This window comes from Rhodococcus koreensis, assembly GCF_017068375.1.
GTDB classification, from domain to species: Bacteria; Actinomycetota; Actinomycetes; order Mycobacteriales; family Mycobacteriaceae; genus Rhodococcus_F; species Rhodococcus_F koreensis.
The window spans coordinates 6,856,498-6,874,051 of record NZ_CP070609.1 but is presented as its reverse complement, the minus strand read 5'-3'; the positions used below and the strand labels follow the sequence as shown (position 1 = coordinate 6,874,051).

Sequence of the window (17,554 nt, the reverse complement as noted above, 5' to 3'; positions counted from 1 at the left end):
TGACCGGTGTCTACCCGACGCGCCGGACCGTCACACCGGCCGCGAATCGATACGGCTGGGTGCTCAGGACCGCGCCGAGGCTCTTGCGCAGACGCGAGACCTCGGCGCGGACCGCCACCACGTGGTCGCGGTCGCCGAACAACGCTTCGCTGAGCGAGGCGGCGTCGACGCCCGCCGTTCCCGCCGCCGACAACACCCGCAGGATCTGAGCGTGTCGCGGCGAGAGCGCCCGCGTCCAGTTGACGTCGCCCCGGACCGTCACGTGCGGCGCATCGCCGAGGTCGAGTTCCAGTTCGATGGCAGCCCCGTCGACGCGCCGGCGCACCAGCCAGCCGTCGCCGAGCGGTTCCGGCACACACAGCCCGAGCCCCGGGACGAGCAGCGGCTTGTCGAGGCTCGGCGGCGCGACCCGCTCCGGCGCCGCGATGCCACTCGCCTCCGCGACCCACCCGTGCTTGTCGACGACCAGCGCCGGACCTCCCGCCGACGCGAGCAACGGTGCCGCCCGGCCGCGCAGCCTGTCCAGTTGGGCCGTGTGCTCACGCCACAATGTCGCCTCGGCCAGACGCACCGCGGTGCGGACCAGCGCGACGGTGGTCGGATGGACGGACATCGCCGACCCGCTGATGTCGACCACGCCGAGGATCTCGCCGGTGCGCGGGTCGTGCACCGGCGACCCGGTGCAGGACCAGCCGTGATGCGTAGGCGCGTAGTGTTCGGCCGAGAAGAGTTGCACCGCAGCATCTTCGATCAGGGCGGTGCCGATCGCGTTGGTACCGACGGCCTGTTCGGCCCAGCGCGCACCCTCCGTGAACCCGAGCGCGTCGGCCGCTTTCCGGACCCCGCGGGATCCCTCCCGCCACAACAGGACACCGTCGGCATCGGCGATGACGACGATGAAATTCGCGTCCTCCGCGACCTGCGTCAACGTGCTGCGCAACTCCGGAAGCACGGTGCGCAGCGCCGTGCGGGTGCGCCGCGCCTCGATCTCGGAGAAGTCGGCGGGCTCCACGTCGGCGCAATGGTCCGGGCTCACACCGCCCGCCTGCAGACGGGACCACGACCGCGCCACCACGCCCCGCGGAAGCGCCGGCGGCCGCTGCCCGGAGAGCACGGCGTCGTGCACCCGGCTGAGCAGCCGCGCATGTCGCGGCAGATCCACACCGGTTGCCACTGCGGTCAGCCGGTCGGCGGTCGGACGTTCAGCGCTCACAACGCCGAGGCTACCCCCGGCGTTGTGAGCCACACCACTACCTGCCGCCGGACCGGCGCGGTCGCACCACCCGCCCGGCGGCACCCGATTAGCAGGTCAGCGGCCCATCCGGTAGAGTTCCATAAGTTGTCTCGGCGAGGGTGAACCAGAAGTTCCAATTGGCTGGCTCACCGTGATCGACGCGGCTACGGCTCTGCTCGAGCGTTTCGCTCCTGGCCGTCGCGCGTTCGTCCCTCGCCGACTCGAACCGCCCGCCAGTTACCACCGTGAGTTGTAGGAGCCGTTTCACCATGTCTGACGAAAATCGCCTCGTAGCCGCCGTGCGCACCGAGTTCGGCAAGGGCGCCGCCCGCCGCGCACGCCGCGACGGCCAGGTCCCCGCAGTCCTGTACGGCCACGGCGAGGATCCCCGCCACCTGAACGTGCCCTCCCGCGACTTCGCCGCGATCCTGCGCGCGCACGGCACCAACGCCATCCTGACCCTCGACATCGAGGGCAAGGAGCAGGTCGCGCTCACCAAGTCGGTCGTGGTTCACCCGATCCGCAACTACATCGAGCACGCCGACCTCCTCGTCATCAAGAAGGGCGAGAAGGTCACCGTCGACGTCCCCGTCGTCGTCACCGGTGAGGCCGCTTCCGGCACCCTGGTCGCGCAGGACGCCGCCACGATCTCCCTCGAAGCGGACGCGCTGCACATCCCCGAGCAGATCGAGGTTTCGGTCGAGGGCCTCGAGGTCGGCACCCAGATCCTCGCCAACCAGCTCGAGCTGCCCAAGGGTTCGACCCTGCAGGCCGACGAGGAACTGCTCATCGTGAACGTCGTCGCAGCCCCGACCGCTGCCGACCTCGAAGAGGAGACCGGCGAAGCCGCAGCCGAGACCGCCGCGGCTCCGGCCGAAGAGGGCGCCGAGAGCTGATCCTCTCGCAACCGCACTGATGTCGGCGGCGCGTCGTCCCGGATTGTCCCGGGGTGACGCGCCGTTGTCGTCTGACACGACCCCTCACGCACGGAAGGACCCTGTCGGTGAGTGAAGACACCGCCCTGGTGGTGGGTCTGGGCAATCCCGGACCGCAGTACGAGAAGACCCGGCACAACGTCGGCTTCATGGTGGCCGGCGTGCTGTCCGCGCGCATGGGTGGCAAGTTCAGCGCGCACAAGAAGAGCGGCGCCGAAATCGTCCAGGGACGGCTCGAAGGCCGTCCGACGATCCTCGCCAAGCCGCGGTCGTTCATGAACCTGTCCGGTTCCGCTGTCGCCGGGCTGGCCCGGTTCTTCTCCGTCGACCCGGGCAACATCGTCGTCATCCACGACGAACTCGACCTCGACTTCGGGACCATCCGCCTCAAGCAGGGCGGCGGCGAGGGTGGGCACAACGGACTGCGGTCCATCTCGCAGTCGCTCGGCACCAAGGACTATCTGCGCACCCGCGTCGGGATCGGCCGCCCCCCCGGACGGATGGATCCGGCGTCGTACGTGCTGAAGCCGTTCTCGTCGGTGGAACGCAAGGAACTAGACCTCGTCTGCGAGGAATCCGCCGACGCCGTCGAACTGGTCCTGCGCGTGGGGCTCGAGGCCGCGCAGAACCGCCTGCATTAGGCGCTTCGCGCCCGTGCGCCAATCTGGTTGTCCCAGCTACCAAAAAGGCGCACGGGCGCGGAGCGCCTACCCCACCAGGTACGCGGACGTGGCGCGGCGGAGTTTGCCCGACGACGTCTTGGGGATGCTGCCGGGACCGAGGACGGCGACGGTGCGGGGTCGCACACCGACCTCGGAGAACACGGCGTGCACGACCTCGTGCTCGATGCGCTTGACCGTCTCGGGGTCCTGGTAGTCGTTGGTCTCGACCGCGACGGCGAAGCTTTCCCGCTTCTGCCCGGCGTCGAGGCGGACGGCCACCGCATTGCCGGGACGCACTCCGGCGACGGTGCCCGCGGCCCGTTCGATGTCGGTCGGGTAGATGTTGCGGCCGCCCATGATGATGACGTCCTTGACGCGACCGCACACGACGACGAGGCCCTCTTCGGTGAAGTAGCCGACGTCGCCGGTGTTCAGCCAGCCGTCCGCGTCCTGCGCGGGCTTGTGCCCGTCGAGGGTGATGTACCCGGGGGTGACCGCCTTTCCGCGGACCTCGATGATGCCGACACCGCGGGTCGGGAGCAGTTCCCCCTCGCTGTCGACGACGCGTCCCTCGAGGTTCGGCACCATCTTCCCGAGGGTGGCGAGGGCGCGCGCGTTCGGCTTGTTCGACGGGACGGCACGCTGCATCGCCTCGAGGAGATCCGGGTCCACACGGTCGAGGACCTGGCCCTGGTCCGGATCCGGGATGGAAACCGCGAGGGTGGTCTCGGCCATGCCGTAGACGGGGGCGAGTGCGGACGGGTTCAGCCCGAACCGGGCGCCGGCCTCGGCGAGCTTGTTCATCGTTTCGGGGTCGACGGGTTCGGCGCCGTTCCACATGTATCGGACGGTGCTGAGGTCGACGGTGCCGTCTTCCGCCTGCTTGAGGCGGCGGGCGAGCAGCGAGTACGCGAAGTTGGGGGCGGCCGTGACGGTGCCCTTGTACTTGCCCATCAGTTCCGCCCACAGCAGCGGCGTGCGGAGGAAGTCCATCGGGGTGATGCTCACGACCTCCGCACCGACCTGCATCGGCACGCTGAGGAACCCGACCATGCCCATGTCGTGGAACAGCGGCAGCCAGCTGATCATCACGTCGTCCTCGATGGAGAACTTGATGCGGTCGATCATGGCGTAGGCGTTGGTGTAGAAGTTCTCGTGCGTGATCTGCACGGCCTTGGGCGAACCGGTGGAACCCGACGTGAGTTGCTGCAGGGCGATGTCGCTCTCGAACGTCTCGACCGGGTCGATGGGCGTGCCCTCGTTCAGCTCGGCCACCGTCACGACGGTGATGCCGCGTTCCTCGAGCAGCGGCTTGGCGGCGTCGAACGGCGCACCGAGGATGACGGCCTTGGCCTCGATCATGGTGATGACGGTTTCGGTGTCCTTGGCCCACACGGCCAGGTCGGTTCGCGGGGTCGGCTGATGCAGCATGGTGACGGACGCGCCGCGCATCCAGGTGCCCTGGCAGGAGGGTGCGATGTCGACGGGCTGACCGGCGAGGATGCCGATGGCGTCGCCGTGGCCGATGCCTGTCTCGGCCAGCGCGCCCGCCATGCGGCGCGCCGCCTTGTGGATCTCGCCCCACGGCTGTCGCAGTGGCGCGTCGGGCTCACCCGTGTTGAGACCACGGGTGCTGCTCGCCGCGGTCGCGTACATCTCGTCGGTGAACTTGCTCACTGTCTTCCTCCTGCACATACGGGTGTCCGAACGCAGAAACGGTGAACTCCGGAGCGCCCCGACGACTCACCCATATAAATCCCCCACCGGCCTCCGATCGTTACTTCTCCCTGGATGTGCGCCCATGGATGTGACTGTGCTGCGAGTGGGTCCTCGGCACCCGAGTAACCTGGTATGCGGCCACACGGCCTTCCTGCACGCATTCCGTCCCCCGAGAGGTTCTTCGTTGACTACCCCGTCCGACTCGGCCGACACCATTCCAGCCGAGGCGGCGCCTGCCGCCGCGTCCGGCTCATCGGAGGGGAAATCCGAGAAGGGTGTCCGGGCCGAGGCGTCGCGTCGCCGCACGTTCGCCGTGATCTCGCATCCCGACGCCGGTAAGTCGACGCTGACGGAGGCGCTCGCGCTGCACGCGAAGGTCATCTCCGAGGCGGGCGCCGTCCACGGCAAAGCGGGCCGCAAGTCGACGGTGTCCGACTGGATGGAGATGGAGAAGGCCCGCGGCATCTCGGTCAGCTCCACCGCCCTGCAGTTCAACTACCGCTCCACCGAGGCGTCGGCGGACGAACCCGTCGACAACGTGATCAACCTGGTGGACACCCCCGGCCACTCCGACTTCTCCGAGGACACGTACCGCGTCCTGACCGCGGTCGACGCCGCCGTCATGCTGATCGACGCCGCGAAGGGTCTCGAACCGCAGACGCTGAAGCTGTTCCAGGTGTGCCGTCACCGCGGAATCCCGGTGATCACCGTCATCAACAAGTGGGACCGGCCCGGCCAGACGCCGCTGGAGCTTCTCGACGAGATCCAGGAACGCATCGGGCTCACCCCCACTCCCCTGTATTGGCCCGTCGGGATCGCCGGCGATTTCCGGGGCCTGCTCCGCCGCGGCGAGGACGGTGCCCCGCGGGAGTACATCCGGTTCACGCGCACCGCCGGCGGCGCGAAGATCGCCCCCGAAGAGGTCATGGACGCCGACGCCGCCCTCGCGAAGGAGGGCTCCGAGTGGGAGACCGCCGCGGAGGAGAGCGAGTTGCTGTCGGCCACCGGTCAGGACCACGACCAGGAGCTGTTCCTCGGCGGTCAGACGTCGCCGGTGATCTTCGCGTCGGCGATGCTCAACTTCGGTGTCCGCCAGATCCTCGACACGCTCGTCGAGCTGGCGCCGCCGCCGCGCGCCCGGGAGGACGTCGACGGCACCCCCCGCGACGTCGCCGACCCGTTCAGCGCAGTCGTCTTCAAGGTCCAGGCCGGCATGGACACCGCGCACCGCGACCGGCTGGCGTTCATGCGCATCGTGTCGGGGGTGTTCGAGCGCGGCATGGTGGTCACCCACGCCCAGACCGGTAAGCCGTTCACGACGAAGTACGCCCAGACCGTCTTCGGCCGTGAGCGTTCGACCGTCGAATCGGCGTACCCCGGCGACGTGGTGGGACTCGTCAACGCCACCGCACTCGCCCCCGGCCATACCCTGTTCTTCGAGAAGAAGGTGGAGTACCCGCCGATCCCGTCGTTCGCGCCGGAGCACTTCTCCATCCTGCGGGCCGAGAGCGCGGGCAAGTACAAGCAGTTCCGGCGGGCCGTGGATCAGCTCGATTCCGAAGGTGTCGTGCAGATCCTCCGCAACGACCTCCGCGGCGACGCCTCGCCCGTCATGGCCGCCGTCGGCCCCATGCAGTTCGAGGTGGTCGCGGCGCGGATGAAGGCCGAGTTCAACGTCGAGGCCCGGATGGAACCGCTGGGCTACGCGTTGGCGCGGCGCACCGACGCCGAGTCGGCCGACGAGCTGAACCGTCAGCGCGGTGTCGAGGTGTTCACCCGCTCGGACGGGGTGATGCTGGCCCTCGTCAGCGACAAGTGGCGGTTGCAGTACATCCAGAAGGAGCTGCCCGACCTCACGCTCGAGCCCCTCGTGGCCGCCGCCGACTAGTGCAGACGCTCTTCGGTCATCGGCGGGTCCTCCGACCCACCGATGACCGAAGACGCTACTGCGCCAGCACCTTCCGGCCCGCTGCCAGAATCTGCTCCAATGCGTACCGGTGCTCGGCACTGGCGTCGACGAGCGGCGCCCGCACCGAACCGGCGTCGAGGCCGGTGAACGTCACGCCCGCCTTCACGAGTGCGACCGCGTATCCGGGAGTGGTGTCACGGAGCCGGACCAGCGGATGGAAGAACTCGCGGTTGAGCGAGTCGACCAGTTCGGTGTCGTCCTCCTCGAGTGCCCGGTAGTAGGCGAGCGACACGTCCGGGGCGAAGGCGAACGTCGCCGACGAGTAGAGGGTGACGCCGATGCTCCGGTAGGCCTGCTGCGAGACCTCGGCCGTCGGGAGGCCGTTGAAGAATTGAAACTCTTTGTTGCCGAGAGAATCCCGCAGCGTGCGCACGATTCGCGACGTCAGGTCGAGGTCGCCGACGCCGTCCTTGAACCCGACGACCTTCGGCAGTCGCGCGACCGCGAGAGCGCTCTGCTCGGTGAACTGGCCGTTCGCGCGGTGGTACACGATGACCGGGAGGTCGCTCGACTCCGACACCTGCCTGACGTACTCCACGAGGCCGTCGGCCGGCGCTCCGACGAGGTAGGGCGGCAGAAGCAGGATGCCGTCGGCGCCCGCGTCCGCGGCGGCGGCCACGAACTCTTTCGCGACGGGCAGCGGCCCTCCGGCGCCGGCGAAGACGGGGACCCGGCCGCCGGTGACCGCGACCACCGTTTCCACGACGGTCCGGAACTCGGCCGCGGACAGTGCGTGGAATTCGCCGGTGCCGCACGCGGCGAACACTCCGCCCGGTCCGGCCGCGACACCGGATTCGATGTGCTGTGCCAGTGCGGGCAGATCGACGTCGCCGTTGTCGTCGAACGGGGTGACAGGAAAGAAGAGAACTCCGTCGAGCATGGTCTTACTCCTTGATCGATGTGGTCGGGTGCCCGTCGGAGAACCGGGTCGCCGCTAGTCGACGAGCCGTTCACCGCTGACGGTGGAGAACAGATGTGTGCGCTCGGCCGCGTACGACAGCGTGATCACCTCTCCGCGCTTGGGCGGGATGCGACCGTCGGCGCGAACGACGATGGGCTGCCTGCGACCGTGAATGTCCGCCTGGCCGTATACATATGCGTCGGCGCCGAGTTCCTCGACGACGTCGATGGTGACGTCGAGCCCGCTGCCCGTGGTGATCGCGAGATCCTCGGGACGCACACCGAGCGTGACCGAGTGCTCCCCGATCCCGGCAATCGCGGCACGCGGAACGGGGACCACGGAGCCGCCGAAGCTGACACCTCCGTCGACGAGGGGAAGTTCGAGCAGGTTCATCGCGGGCGAGCCGATGAACCCGGCGACGAACACGTTGTTCGGGTGCTCGTACATGCGGCGGGGAGTGTCGCACTGCTGGAGAACTCCGTCTTTCAGGACGGCGACGCGGTCACCCATCGTCATGGCCTCGACCTGATCGTGCGTCACGTAGACGGTGGTGGTGGCGAGCCGGCGCTGCAGCGCCGAGATCTGTGCGCGGGTCTGCACGCGGAGCTTGGCGTCGAGGTTGGACAGCGGCTCGTCCATCAGGAACACCTGCGGTTTGCGAACGATGGCGCGCCCCATGGCCACTCGCTGCCGCTGGCCACCGGAGAGGGCCTTGGGCTTGCGGTCGAGGAATTTGGTGAGGTCGAGGATCCTGGCGGCGTCCTGGACGCGCCGCTTGATCTCCGCCTTGTCCTCGCCGGCGATCCGGAGACCGAAGCCCATGTTCTCCCCCACCGTCATGTGGGGGTAGAGGGCGTAGTTCTGGAAGACCATGGCGATGTCACGGTCCTTCGGCTGGAACTCGGTGACGTCGTTGCCGCCGATCGCGATCGTGCCCTTGTCCACGTCTTCGAGTCCGGCGAGCATGCGCAGGGACGTCGACTTCCCGCAGCCGGACGGTCCGACGAGGACGAGGAATTCGCCGTCGTCGATGTGGAGGTCCAGGTGGTCGACCGCGGCCTTGTCGCCGCCGGGGAACAACTTGGTGACGCCGTGGAATGCGACTGTTGCCATGATGGTGGGAGGTCCCTTCACCGGCAGGAACGTGCCGGACGATCCGAGTGGGAGTGTGAAGTAGACGCCGATCCCCATATGTTGTTCACATACGTGAATCTATGCCAAGGTAGTGACTTCGTTTCGAAGTATGTACTACCGTGATGTGCATTACAAGACTTACTCCCAGAGAGGTACGAGAAGACATGACCGACACCGCCTCGCGTCTGCTGATCACCGGCGCCGCAGGAAACATGGGCAAGATGCTGCGGCCGTTGCTCCGCAAGCCCGGCCGCACCCTCCGCCTGTTCGACATCGCCGACATCACCGACATCGACCCCGAACACGAGGAGTACGTACAGGGTTCGGTCACCGACCGCGCCGCCGTGGCCGCCGCGGTCGACGGTGTCGACGCCGTGCTCCACCTGGGCGGACTCAGCACCGAGGACTCGTGGGAGAACATTCTGTCCGTCAACGTCGACGGCACCCAGGCGGTGTTCGAGGCCGCCGTCGCGCACGGCGTGACGCGCGTGATCGCAGCGTCGAGCAACCACGCCGTGGGCTTCTGGACGCACGCGGAGGCCGGCGGTGACCCGCTGCCCGGCGACGTTCCGCCGCGCCCGGACGGGTTCTACGGCTGGAGCAAGGCAGCGGTCGAGGCACTGGGCCGGCTCTACCACGACCGTTTCGGCATCGACGTCGTCAACCTGCGCATCGGCTCGAGCTTCGACCGCCCGCCCAACTACCGCGGGCTCGCGTCCTGGATGTCGCCGGCCGACACCGCTCGCCTGATCGAGGCCGCACTATCAGACTCCGCCAAGGGATTTCACACCGTGTGGGGCATCTCGCGGAACACGCGCAGCTGGTGGTCCGCAGCGGAGGGCGCCGCCATCGGGTACGAACCCCGGGACGACGCGGAGGTGTTCGCGGACGAGTTCCTCGCCGACCACGAGTGGTCCTTCGACGACCCGATCCTCCAGCGGGTCGGCGGAGCGTTCTGCGACCACCCGCTCGGACAGCGGATGCGGTGACATCCCGAGGTGGGCGCCGTGGGCGCCCACCTCGACTGCGTCAGACCGAGAAGTCGCGGATGATACGGCCCAACGCGGCGAGCTGCACCGCGTTGACCAACCCGAGGTGATACAGGTGCAGCTCGTTGGCGCCGGCCGCGACCGTGGCTGCGACGTGGCCGCTCACGTCGTCCAGGTTCTTCGGCGGCAACACCGACACGTAGGCCCCGACGTCGACGGCATCACCGACGAGCGCCCGGGTCTGCGTGGTGACGGCGACGGTCTCCGCGGTTCCCGGCCAGGCCGAGACGAGCACGGCGTCGACGTCTTCCGCAGCGGCGGACGTCAGCGCCGGCGAAGGCCCGGTCTTCCAGGGGTTCGGATGACCGTGCAGCGTGACGCGGGCCGACGGAATCTCGGCCCGCACGGCGCCGAGCACCGCACCCCGGAGGGCATCGGCCTGCGCATGGCGCACGGACAGCACCGCCTCGGCCTCCGCCTCGTCGAGGACATCGGTGATCGCGGCGTCCGGGGCGAGGGTGCCCGTGGTCAGCGCATCCACGCCGGCACGCAGTTTGGCCGTCAGCTTGTCCGGATCGACGCCCCGATCCGCCCACAGTGCCCGTTCCCGTTCGGTGCAGCTGATCGACATCAGCGTGTCGCCGATTCCCGGATAGGCGCCATCGGTCTTCTCGTGCGGGCCGACGTGCGCGATACCCAGCTGTCCGCACGCTTCGATCGACACACCGTGGAGGGCGACGCCGTGCACCGCCTCCGCCGCGAGGGTTCGGGCGTACCGGACGATGTCCGGGTGCCCGGGCGCGAGCGCGTAGGGGTAGCGGTCCCCGAAGCAGTTGACGACGGTGGCGCCCGGATGCGCATGCCCCAGAACGGTGCTGTGGGACAGCACGATCCATGCGTTCACCTCGATGCCGGCGTCGATCAGGATTCGAGCCGCATCCGCGAACGCATCCTCGGAACCGGCCCAGGTCGCCACCCTGGCCGTGACGGTGTGGCCGTCCCACGCGGCGGTCCGGATGGGGCGGTACAGCGCAGCGTGGTGGGCGTCGACCACCTTGTGGGCCGGATGCAGGGGCGTTGCGGCGCGGGTCGAGTGGTAGCTGGCGGCGAGCGAGATCTCGGCGACCCCGAGGGCGCGCGCACGGTCGACGAAGTGCGGATCACCGAGCACGTCCCACGGATAGGCGTGCGCGACGATGCGATCGACGGTTCTTTCGGACATGTGAAAACCCCTCGGCAGTTCGACAACAGGATTCGGTAGACAAGACGGAGTTCACACATGGGAACACACCTTTCGCCCCACTGTCCACGATCGACCCCCGCCGATCGACGCCGCGACGCCGTTCGCGACGCCCTCGGCGTGCCCGGCGAACAGGCGGCGGCCACCCCCGACGTGCGGTACGGCAGGTCGTGGACCCGAGACGGCGTCGCCGGTCGCGAACTCACGTGGGCGGCCGGTGACGACGGTCCGGACACCGCGGCCTGGCTCCTGCGCCCCGACCGGCACGCCGAGACCGCCGCACGTCCCGCGGTCCTGCTGATGCACGCCCACGACGGCGTCAAGTTCTACGGCAAGGAGAAGGTGGCCGATGGCCCCGACGGCGTCACACCGGCCGTCGCCGAACTCCGGACACGGGGGTACGACGGCCTGGCCGTCGCAACGGGGCTGGTGCAGGCGGGTTTCGTCGTACTCGTGCACGACGCCTTCCCCTGGGGCAGCAGGCGCGTGCCCTGGCCGGAACTGCCGGACCGCGCCAGGTCGGCGGGTTTCACCGCATGCCCACCCGGGCTCGACACCCCCGAGGTTCGCCTGCGCCGATACGAGGCGGCGGCCCGCGAGCACGAGAACGGCCTCGCCAAGGCAGCGACCCTGACCGGCACCTCGCTCGCCGCCAAGGTCGTCGCCGAGGACCTGCGGGCGCTGAACGTTCTCCTCGCGACCGACGGCGTGGATCCGAACAGGGTGGCCGCGGCGGGATTCTCGGGCGGCGGGGCTCGCGTCGCACACCTGCTGGCGTGTTCGACGCGCCTGCGAGCAGGGGTGATCACCGCGATGATGAGCACTTTTGCCGACGTCGCAGACGGCAGGGCAGACGACACGACGTGGCTGATGATCACTCCAGGCCTGCCGGCGGTCTGCGACTGGCCGGAGGTCGCCGCATGCGCTGCGCCGCGGCCGCTGCTGGTTCAGTTCGCGCGGGACGATTCGCACTTCGGCCCGCAGGGGATGCGGGACTCCGAGAGCCTGCTGCGACGCGCGTACGTCGGATCCGACGCGCTGACCACGCAGTGGTTCGCGGGCGGGCACCGGTTTTCGGCCGACATGCAGGCCGGGGCCGCCGACTGGATCCGGTGCAACGTCTAGCCGATCACGCTTGACAGGACCTTGTGACTGCCGTCATAGTGAGTTCGACAATTCACATAGAGAACGTGAGTTCACATACATGAACGATAGGACGCACCGCCACCGGAGGCCCGAGCACATCGGGCTCACCGGGAAGGCCGGAGGCCGCAGTCGTTCCCCATCTCCTTCCCCGCTGACGCGCCACCCTCGGTGATCTCGCGTCAGCAGCAATAGCCACAATCCCCTGACCCGCCGGCGCGACCGGCACCGAACCTCGGAGCGTGCACCATGGTCACCACCACCTCCCCCAGGCCAGGAGGGCGGACCGCGGCGGCGGCGCCGGCCTCTCCCGGTCGCATTCGCCGCAGACCCGCCTGGCGCAGAGCCGCCGCCCCCTACATCCTGATCGCGCCGGTGGTCCTCCTGCTGGCGGTCTTCATCTTCTACCCGGTCGGCAGCGTCTTCTACTACAGCCTGCAGTACTACAATCCGACGACGCCGTGGGACAACGGTTTCGCCGGCCTCGACAACTTCCGGCTGATGTTCGCCGACTCCCTCTTCTGGACCAGCCTGGTCACCACCGCGAAATGGGTGGGATTTCAGGTCGTGTTCCAGCTGATCCTCGGCCTCGGGCTGGCCCTGCTGGTCAACGAGGTGTTCCGGGGCCGCGGCCTGGCCCGCGCCCTGGTGTTCTCCCCCTGGGCGGTCTCCGGCGTCCTCACCACCGGCATCTGGCTGCTGATCTACAACCCGTCCACGGGCCTGTTCAAACTTCTCGGGAACATGGGCATCGGAGACGGCACCGCCGCTCCCATCGCCGATCCGGACACCGCGTTCTGGGCGACGGGCGTCGCGGAACTGTGGCGCGGTGTTCCGTTCTTCGCCATTCTCATCCTGGCCGAGCTGCAGAGCGCCCCCAAGGACCTGTACGAGGCGGCCAACGTGGACGGCGCCAACCGCTGGCAGCGGTTCCGCTTCGTCACCCTCCCGCACCTGAAGGCCGTCATCATCTTGTCGACGCTGCTGCGCGGTGTGTGGGAGTTCAACAACGTCGATCTGCTCTACACCCTCACGGCGGGCGGCCCCGCCGACGTCACCACGACGCTCCCGCTGTACGTCTCACAGCTCGCGACCACCGCCCAGGACTTCGGATACGGCTCGGCACTCACCACGGTCGCATTCGTGATCCTGCTGTTCTGCTCGATCCTCTACTTGCGCCTGAGCAAGTTCAACAGTGAGAAGGTCTGACCGCCGTGACCACCACCACCGATCGCCCCACCGTTGCGCTGCCCGAGCCGGACACCACCGGGAAGCTGCGGGTGCGCACGAAGAAGCCGCGCCTGTTCAGCGTCGGACTGCCGCTCGCCCTGTACCTGCTGTTCACACTCGTGCCGTTCTACTGGATGATCGTGTTCGCGTTCCGGCCCGCCGGATCGAACTCGATGCTCCCCTGGCCCATCACGTTCGAGCACTTCGACACCGTGTGGAACACCCTCGGCTTCAGCTTCTTCTTCAAGAACAGCCTCATCGTTGCCGCATTGTCGCTCGTCCTGACCACCTTCGTCGCGCTGGCCACCGGATACGCGTTGGCCCGCTTCAAGTTCCGCGCCAAGATCCCGTTGGTGATGGCCCTGCTCTGCAGCCAGTTCGTCCCCGGCGCCATGCTGCTCATCCCGCTGTTCCAGGTGTTCCGCGAGATGAACCTCGTCAACAACCTGACGGGACTCATCGTCGCCGACACCGTGTTCCAGCTTCCGCTGGCCGCCATGCTCATGGCAGGTTTCATCGCGCAGATCCCGGTCGAACTCGAGGAAGCCGCGATGGTCGACGGCTGCTCACGCCTGCGCGCGTTCCGCATCATCATGCTGCCGCTGCTACGCCCCGGCCTGATCGCCGTCGGATCGTTCGCCTTCATCGGCAGCTGGAACAACTTCCTGTTCGGCCTGATGTTCATCAGCAGCCAGGAGAAGTTCACGCTGCCGGTCGGCCTCAGCTACACCATCGGCTCCTACAACGTCGACTTCGGAGTTCTCGCCGCGGGCGGTCTCATCGCCGCGGTGCCGGTGGTCGCCGTCTTCGCCGTCATCCAGAAATACCTCGTCCAGGGCCTGAGCGCCGGCGCAGTCAAGGGCTGATCATGACTTTCGAAAAGAGGATCCACATGAACCGGCGAACGCTCCTGCGCTCCACCCTGGTCGGGGCGGCGGCCACGCTCGTGCTCGCCTCCTGCAGTTCCGAGACCTCGCTGCCCGACGGCGCCCTCGGCGATCCGAACAACGCCCAGCTCACGTTCTGGGACAACAACGCCGGACCGGACCGCACTCCGCTGTACGAGGAGCTGATCCGCCGGTTCGAGGCGGCGAATCCCGGCATCGACATCCAATACGTGGGCCTTCCGTCGGACAGCGCCCAGCAGAAGTACCAGACCGCGCTCGCCGGCGGCTCGGCACCGGATCTCGGCATCGTCTCCACCGCCTACCTCGCCCCGCTCGTCGCCCAGGACGCGGTCATCTCACTCGACGACTTCATGGCGGCGTCACCGCAGCGCGACGAGTACGACGCCGGAATTCTCGAGTCGGCACGCGAATCCGGTGGTGGCGAGCATCTGTTCGGTCTCCCGTACACCAGCAACAACGCCACCCTCTGGTATCGCGCCGACTGGTTCGCCGAGGCCGGGATCGAACCGCCGGACACCTACGACGAGTTCTTCGAGGCCGCGAAGGATCTGACCGACAAGGACGACGGCCGTTACGGATTCACCATTCGCGGCGGCGCCGGATCGATCTACCCACTGCTGCAGTACATGTTCGCCAGCACCGGAATCGAGAGCTTCTTCGAGGACGGCGAGTCGACGCTGAACCGTCCCGAGATGGTCGACGCCATCGAACGCTTCGCAGCGCTCTACGACGTCGCCACCCCGACCGCCGACGTCAACAACGGCTTCCCGCAGATGGTCGCGAGCTTCGGCGGCGGATCCGTGGCGATGATGCAGCACAACCTCGGCTCGCTGAGCAACCACCAGAAGGCGCTCGGCGACAAGGCCGGCGCCGTGGCCCTGCCGCGTAACGAGGACGGAAAGCGCACCGTCATGACCGACCCGTTCCCGTCGTACACCGTGTTCAAGAGCAGCAAGCACCAGGCCGCGGCGTGGAAGTTCCTCGAGTTCATGACGTCCCAGGAATCGCAGGCGTACTGGAACGAGCGGGTCGGGCAGATCCCGGTCAACAAGGCCGCCCGCTCCGCGCCGGAATTCGCGAGCATGCCGTCGGTGCAGGCCGCGCTCGCGGCACTGGACGACCCGAAAACCGTGCTGGTGACGCCGCCGGACTACCTGCCGGACTTCGGCAAGATCGTTCAGGTGCAGATGCTCGGCCAGTGGCAGAAGGTGCTCATCGGGCAGCTCAGTGCGCAGGATTTCGCCGACGACTTCGCCGAGAAACTCGACCGCTCCATGGCCAAGTACGTCGCCCGCCAGGGCAAATAAGACATTTCGAAGAGGAAGCGAATCATCATGTCCAGCGTGATCACAGAAGTCGCCGTGCAGGTTTTCAAGACGGAGGCACGGACCTCGGTCGACTCGTACGGTCATCGCCATCCCGGCCCGTCCGTGCCGACGACCGGGGCGCTGCTGCGGATCACCGACTCCGACGGCGTCAGCGGGTACGTCCTGGGCAAGCCGAACTACCTTCGTCAGGACCAGGTGGAGCAGCATTTCCGGCCCGTCCTCATCGGTTCCGACCCGCTGGCACGGGAGGCGGCGGACAAGAAGTGGGCGATCCGGCAGCGCACGCGGGCGGTCGAGCTTCCCGAACACACCTGCAGCTACCTGGACCAGGCGCTGTGGGACCTCGCGGGCAACAAGTTCGACACACCCGTGTGGAAACTGCTCGGCGGCGCGCGCACCGAGGTCAAGGCGTATGCCAGCACCATGTGCGGTGACGACATCGACGGCGGCCTCGCCACCCCGGAGGACTACGCGAACTTCGCCGTCGAGCTGAAAAGGCGTGGCTACCAGGGCATCAAACTGCACACCTGGATGCCGCCGCTGCCGGGCGCCCCCAGCCTGAGCCGGGACATCGACGCGTGCGCCGCGGTCCGCGACGCCGTCGGCGAGGACTTCTCGCTGATGCTCGACGGGTACCACTGGTACTCACGCACCGACGCCCTGAGACTCGGGCGCGAACTGGACCGGCTGAAGTTCGATTGGTTCGAGGAGCCGATGGACGAGTTCTCGCTGCGCTCGTACAAGTGGCTCGCCGACCAGATCGACACCCCGGTGATCGGACCCGAGACCACACCGGGCAGGCACCGGTCCCGTGCCGACTGGATCGCGAACGACGCGTGCGACATCCTGCGCGTCGGCGCCATGAACGGCGGTGGCATCACCCCGGCCCTGAAGACGATGCACATGGCCGAGGGCTTCGGCCTCGACTGCGAGATCCACGGCAACGGCGCCCCCAATCTCGCGCTCGTCGGCGCCGCCAACAACGTCCAGTGGTACGAGCGCGGTCTTCTGCACCCGCACGTCGACTACGACTGGGTGCCGCCGCACCTGAAGTCCATCGTCGACCCCGTCGACGAGAACGGCATGGTGGCGATGCCACAGCGGCCGGGTCTCGGCGAGGACATCGATCTCGAGTACATCGCGGCCAACCTCGTCGCGGAGTACTGAGTGCGACCCCTCGCCGGTACCGGGCACGGGTCAGTAGGTGATATCGCGTTCAGAATGAGAGATAGTGTCTTCATGGTGACAGAAGACACGCGTGGGGCGGCCCCGGAATCCCAGCCGGTCAAATCCGCCGAACGCACCATCCACATCCTCGAGACGCTCGCCGCGTCGCCGACCCGCATGAGCCTCGGCGAGCTGCAGGAAGCATGCAAATATCCGCGCTCGAGTCTGCACGCCCTCCTGCGCACGCTCAAGGATCTGCGGTGGATCGAGGCGGACGAGTCCGGTTCCCGCTACGGCATCGGCACCCACGCGCTGCTCACCGGCACGTCGTATCTCGACAAGGATTCGGTCGTGTCGAGGGCGGCGGCGGTGCTCGAGGCGCTCCGGTCGGAAGTCAGCCACACCGTGCACTTCGCGCGACGCGACGAGGAAAGCGTCATCTACCTCGCCAGCCGCGGATCGAAGGTCGAGGTTCGGCGGATGCACCGCGTCGGCCGCAAACTGCCGTGCCACGTCACCGCACTCGGGCAGGCCCTTCTCGCCGAACTCACCACCGGCGAGGTACGGGAGTTGCTTCCCGCGAAACTCGAGCGGTTCACCGACAACACCATCGTCGACCTCGACGACCTCGTCACCGAACTCGGCGAGGTCCGCAACCGGGGGTGGGCCCTCGAACGGGAACAGGGCACGGTCGGCGTGGTGTGCATCGCCACCGTGGTGCCCTACCGGATCCCCGCCACCGACGCCCTCAGTGTGTCCATGCCCGCCGAGGTCGCGTCGTACCCGGGTGAGCTGGAGCGGATCGCCGGCGTGCTGACGAGGCACGCGTCGGCATGGGCCAGGGAATTGCGGACGGAGGGGGTCCGCTGACACAGCGTTGCCGAGAGTCCGGGCGGCGACGGGGCCGTGTCGTGAGCCGTCGAGGTGCGCGGCCCGCCGGACGCTGCTGGTAGCTTTCAGACCGAATCGAGCACACTGACGGGCTTTGCGCGGTA

15 protein-coding genes are annotated in these 17,554 nt (G+C 68.0%); 10 read left to right on the top strand and 5 right to left on the bottom strand.

The window, feature by feature from the left end; all coding sequences use genetic code 11:
- Positions 1 to 10: 10 nt before the first annotated feature.
- On the bottom strand, positions 11 to 1,213 hold the full coding sequence (locus JWS14_RS31205) for a helix-turn-helix domain-containing protein (RefSeq protein WP_072941046.1): 1,203 nt from the start codon (positions 1,211 to 1,213) through the stop codon (positions 11 to 13).
- 290 nt (positions 1,214 to 1,503) lie between these two features.
- Here JWS14_RS31205 and JWS14_RS31200 point away from each other — a divergent pair, with 290 nt between their 5' ends.
- Entirely contained in the window at positions 1,504 to 2,130 is a 627-nt protein-coding gene (locus tag JWS14_RS31200) for a 50S ribosomal protein L25/general stress protein Ctc (protein WP_072941051.1), read from the top strand.
- A 107-nt stretch (positions 2,131 to 2,237) separates the two neighbouring features.
- On the top strand, positions 2,238 to 2,810 hold the full coding sequence (gene pth / locus JWS14_RS31195) for an aminoacyl-tRNA hydrolase (RefSeq protein WP_087560038.1): 573 nt from the start codon (positions 2,238 to 2,240) through the stop codon (positions 2,808 to 2,810).
- 66 nt (positions 2,811 to 2,876) lie between these two features.
- Here pth and JWS14_RS31190 read toward each other — a convergent pair whose 3' ends face one another.
- A complete protein-coding gene (locus tag JWS14_RS31190; protein WP_095861202.1) occupies positions 2,877 to 4,508 on the bottom strand; it encodes a fatty acyl-AMP ligase in 1,632 nt (543 codons plus the stop codon).
- A gap of 226 nt (positions 4,509 to 4,734) precedes the next feature.
- Here JWS14_RS31190 and JWS14_RS31185 point away from each other — a divergent pair, with 226 nt between their 5' ends.
- Complete coding sequence (locus JWS14_RS31185; protein WP_095861203.1) at positions 4,735 to 6,438, top strand: peptide chain release factor 3; 1,704 nt, start codon at positions 4,735 to 4,737, stop codon at positions 6,436 to 6,438.
- 55 nt (positions 6,439 to 6,493) lie between these two features.
- Here JWS14_RS31185 and JWS14_RS31180 read toward each other — a convergent pair whose 3' ends face one another.
- A complete protein-coding gene (locus tag JWS14_RS31180; protein WP_095861204.1) occupies positions 6,494 to 7,399 on the bottom strand; it encodes a 5-dehydro-4-deoxyglucarate dehydratase in 906 nt (301 codons plus the stop codon).
- Positions 7,400 to 7,453: 54 nt separating this feature from the next.
- Positions 7,454 to 8,533, bottom strand: a complete 1,080-nt coding sequence (locus tag JWS14_RS31175; protein ID WP_072941216.1) for an ABC transporter ATP-binding protein — start codon at positions 8,531 to 8,533, stop codon at positions 7,454 to 7,456.
- A gap of 185 nt (positions 8,534 to 8,718) precedes the next feature.
- Between JWS14_RS31175 and JWS14_RS31170 the strand changes: the two genes are divergently transcribed.
- The gene (locus JWS14_RS31170) at positions 8,719 to 9,543 is read left to right on the top strand and encodes an NAD-dependent epimerase/dehydratase family protein (RefSeq protein WP_072941063.1); all 825 of its coding nucleotides are present in this window, start codon (positions 8,719 to 8,721) and stop codon (positions 9,541 to 9,543) included.
- A 40-nt stretch (positions 9,544 to 9,583) separates the two neighbouring features.
- Here JWS14_RS31170 and JWS14_RS31165 read toward each other — a convergent pair whose 3' ends face one another.
- Positions 9,584 to 10,765 carry a hypothetical protein gene (locus tag JWS14_RS31165; protein ID WP_095861205.1) on the bottom strand — a complete coding sequence of 394 codons (1,182 nt, stop codon included), beginning with the start codon at positions 10,763 to 10,765 and terminating at the stop codon, positions 9,584 to 9,586.
- A 57-nt stretch (positions 10,766 to 10,822) separates the two neighbouring features.
- Between JWS14_RS31165 and JWS14_RS31160 the strand changes: the two genes are divergently transcribed.
- From JWS14_RS31160 to JWS14_RS31135, 6 genes are all read left to right on the top strand, one after another.
- Positions 10,823 to 11,908 (top strand): hypothetical protein, encoded by a 1,086-nt coding sequence (locus JWS14_RS31160; protein WP_072941067.1) that lies wholly within the window; start codon positions 10,823 to 10,825, stop codon positions 11,906 to 11,908.
- Between the two features lie 267 nt (positions 11,909 to 12,175).
- Complete coding sequence (locus JWS14_RS31155) at positions 12,176 to 13,135, top strand: carbohydrate ABC transporter permease (protein ID WP_072941069.1); 960 nt, start codon at positions 12,176 to 12,178, stop codon at positions 13,133 to 13,135.
- A gap of 5 nt (positions 13,136 to 13,140) precedes the next feature.
- Complete coding sequence (locus JWS14_RS31150) at positions 13,141 to 14,022, top strand: carbohydrate ABC transporter permease (RefSeq protein WP_072941071.1); 882 nt, start codon at positions 13,141 to 13,143, stop codon at positions 14,020 to 14,022.
- A 26-nt stretch (positions 14,023 to 14,048) separates the two neighbouring features.
- Positions 14,049 to 15,371, top strand: coding sequence for an ABC transporter substrate-binding protein (locus tag JWS14_RS31145; RefSeq protein WP_072941074.1), 1,323 nt, complete (start codon positions 14,049 to 14,051; stop codon positions 15,369 to 15,371).
- A gap of 27 nt (positions 15,372 to 15,398) precedes the next feature.
- Positions 15,399 to 16,559, top strand: a complete 1,161-nt coding sequence (locus JWS14_RS31140; RefSeq protein WP_072941077.1) for an enolase C-terminal domain-like protein — start codon at positions 15,399 to 15,401, stop codon at positions 16,557 to 16,559.
- A gap of 72 nt (positions 16,560 to 16,631) precedes the next feature.
- Complete coding sequence (locus JWS14_RS31135) at positions 16,632 to 17,429, top strand: IclR family transcriptional regulator (protein ID WP_072941079.1); 798 nt, start codon at positions 16,632 to 16,634, stop codon at positions 17,427 to 17,429.
- Positions 17,430 to 17,554: the final 125 nt, after the last annotated feature.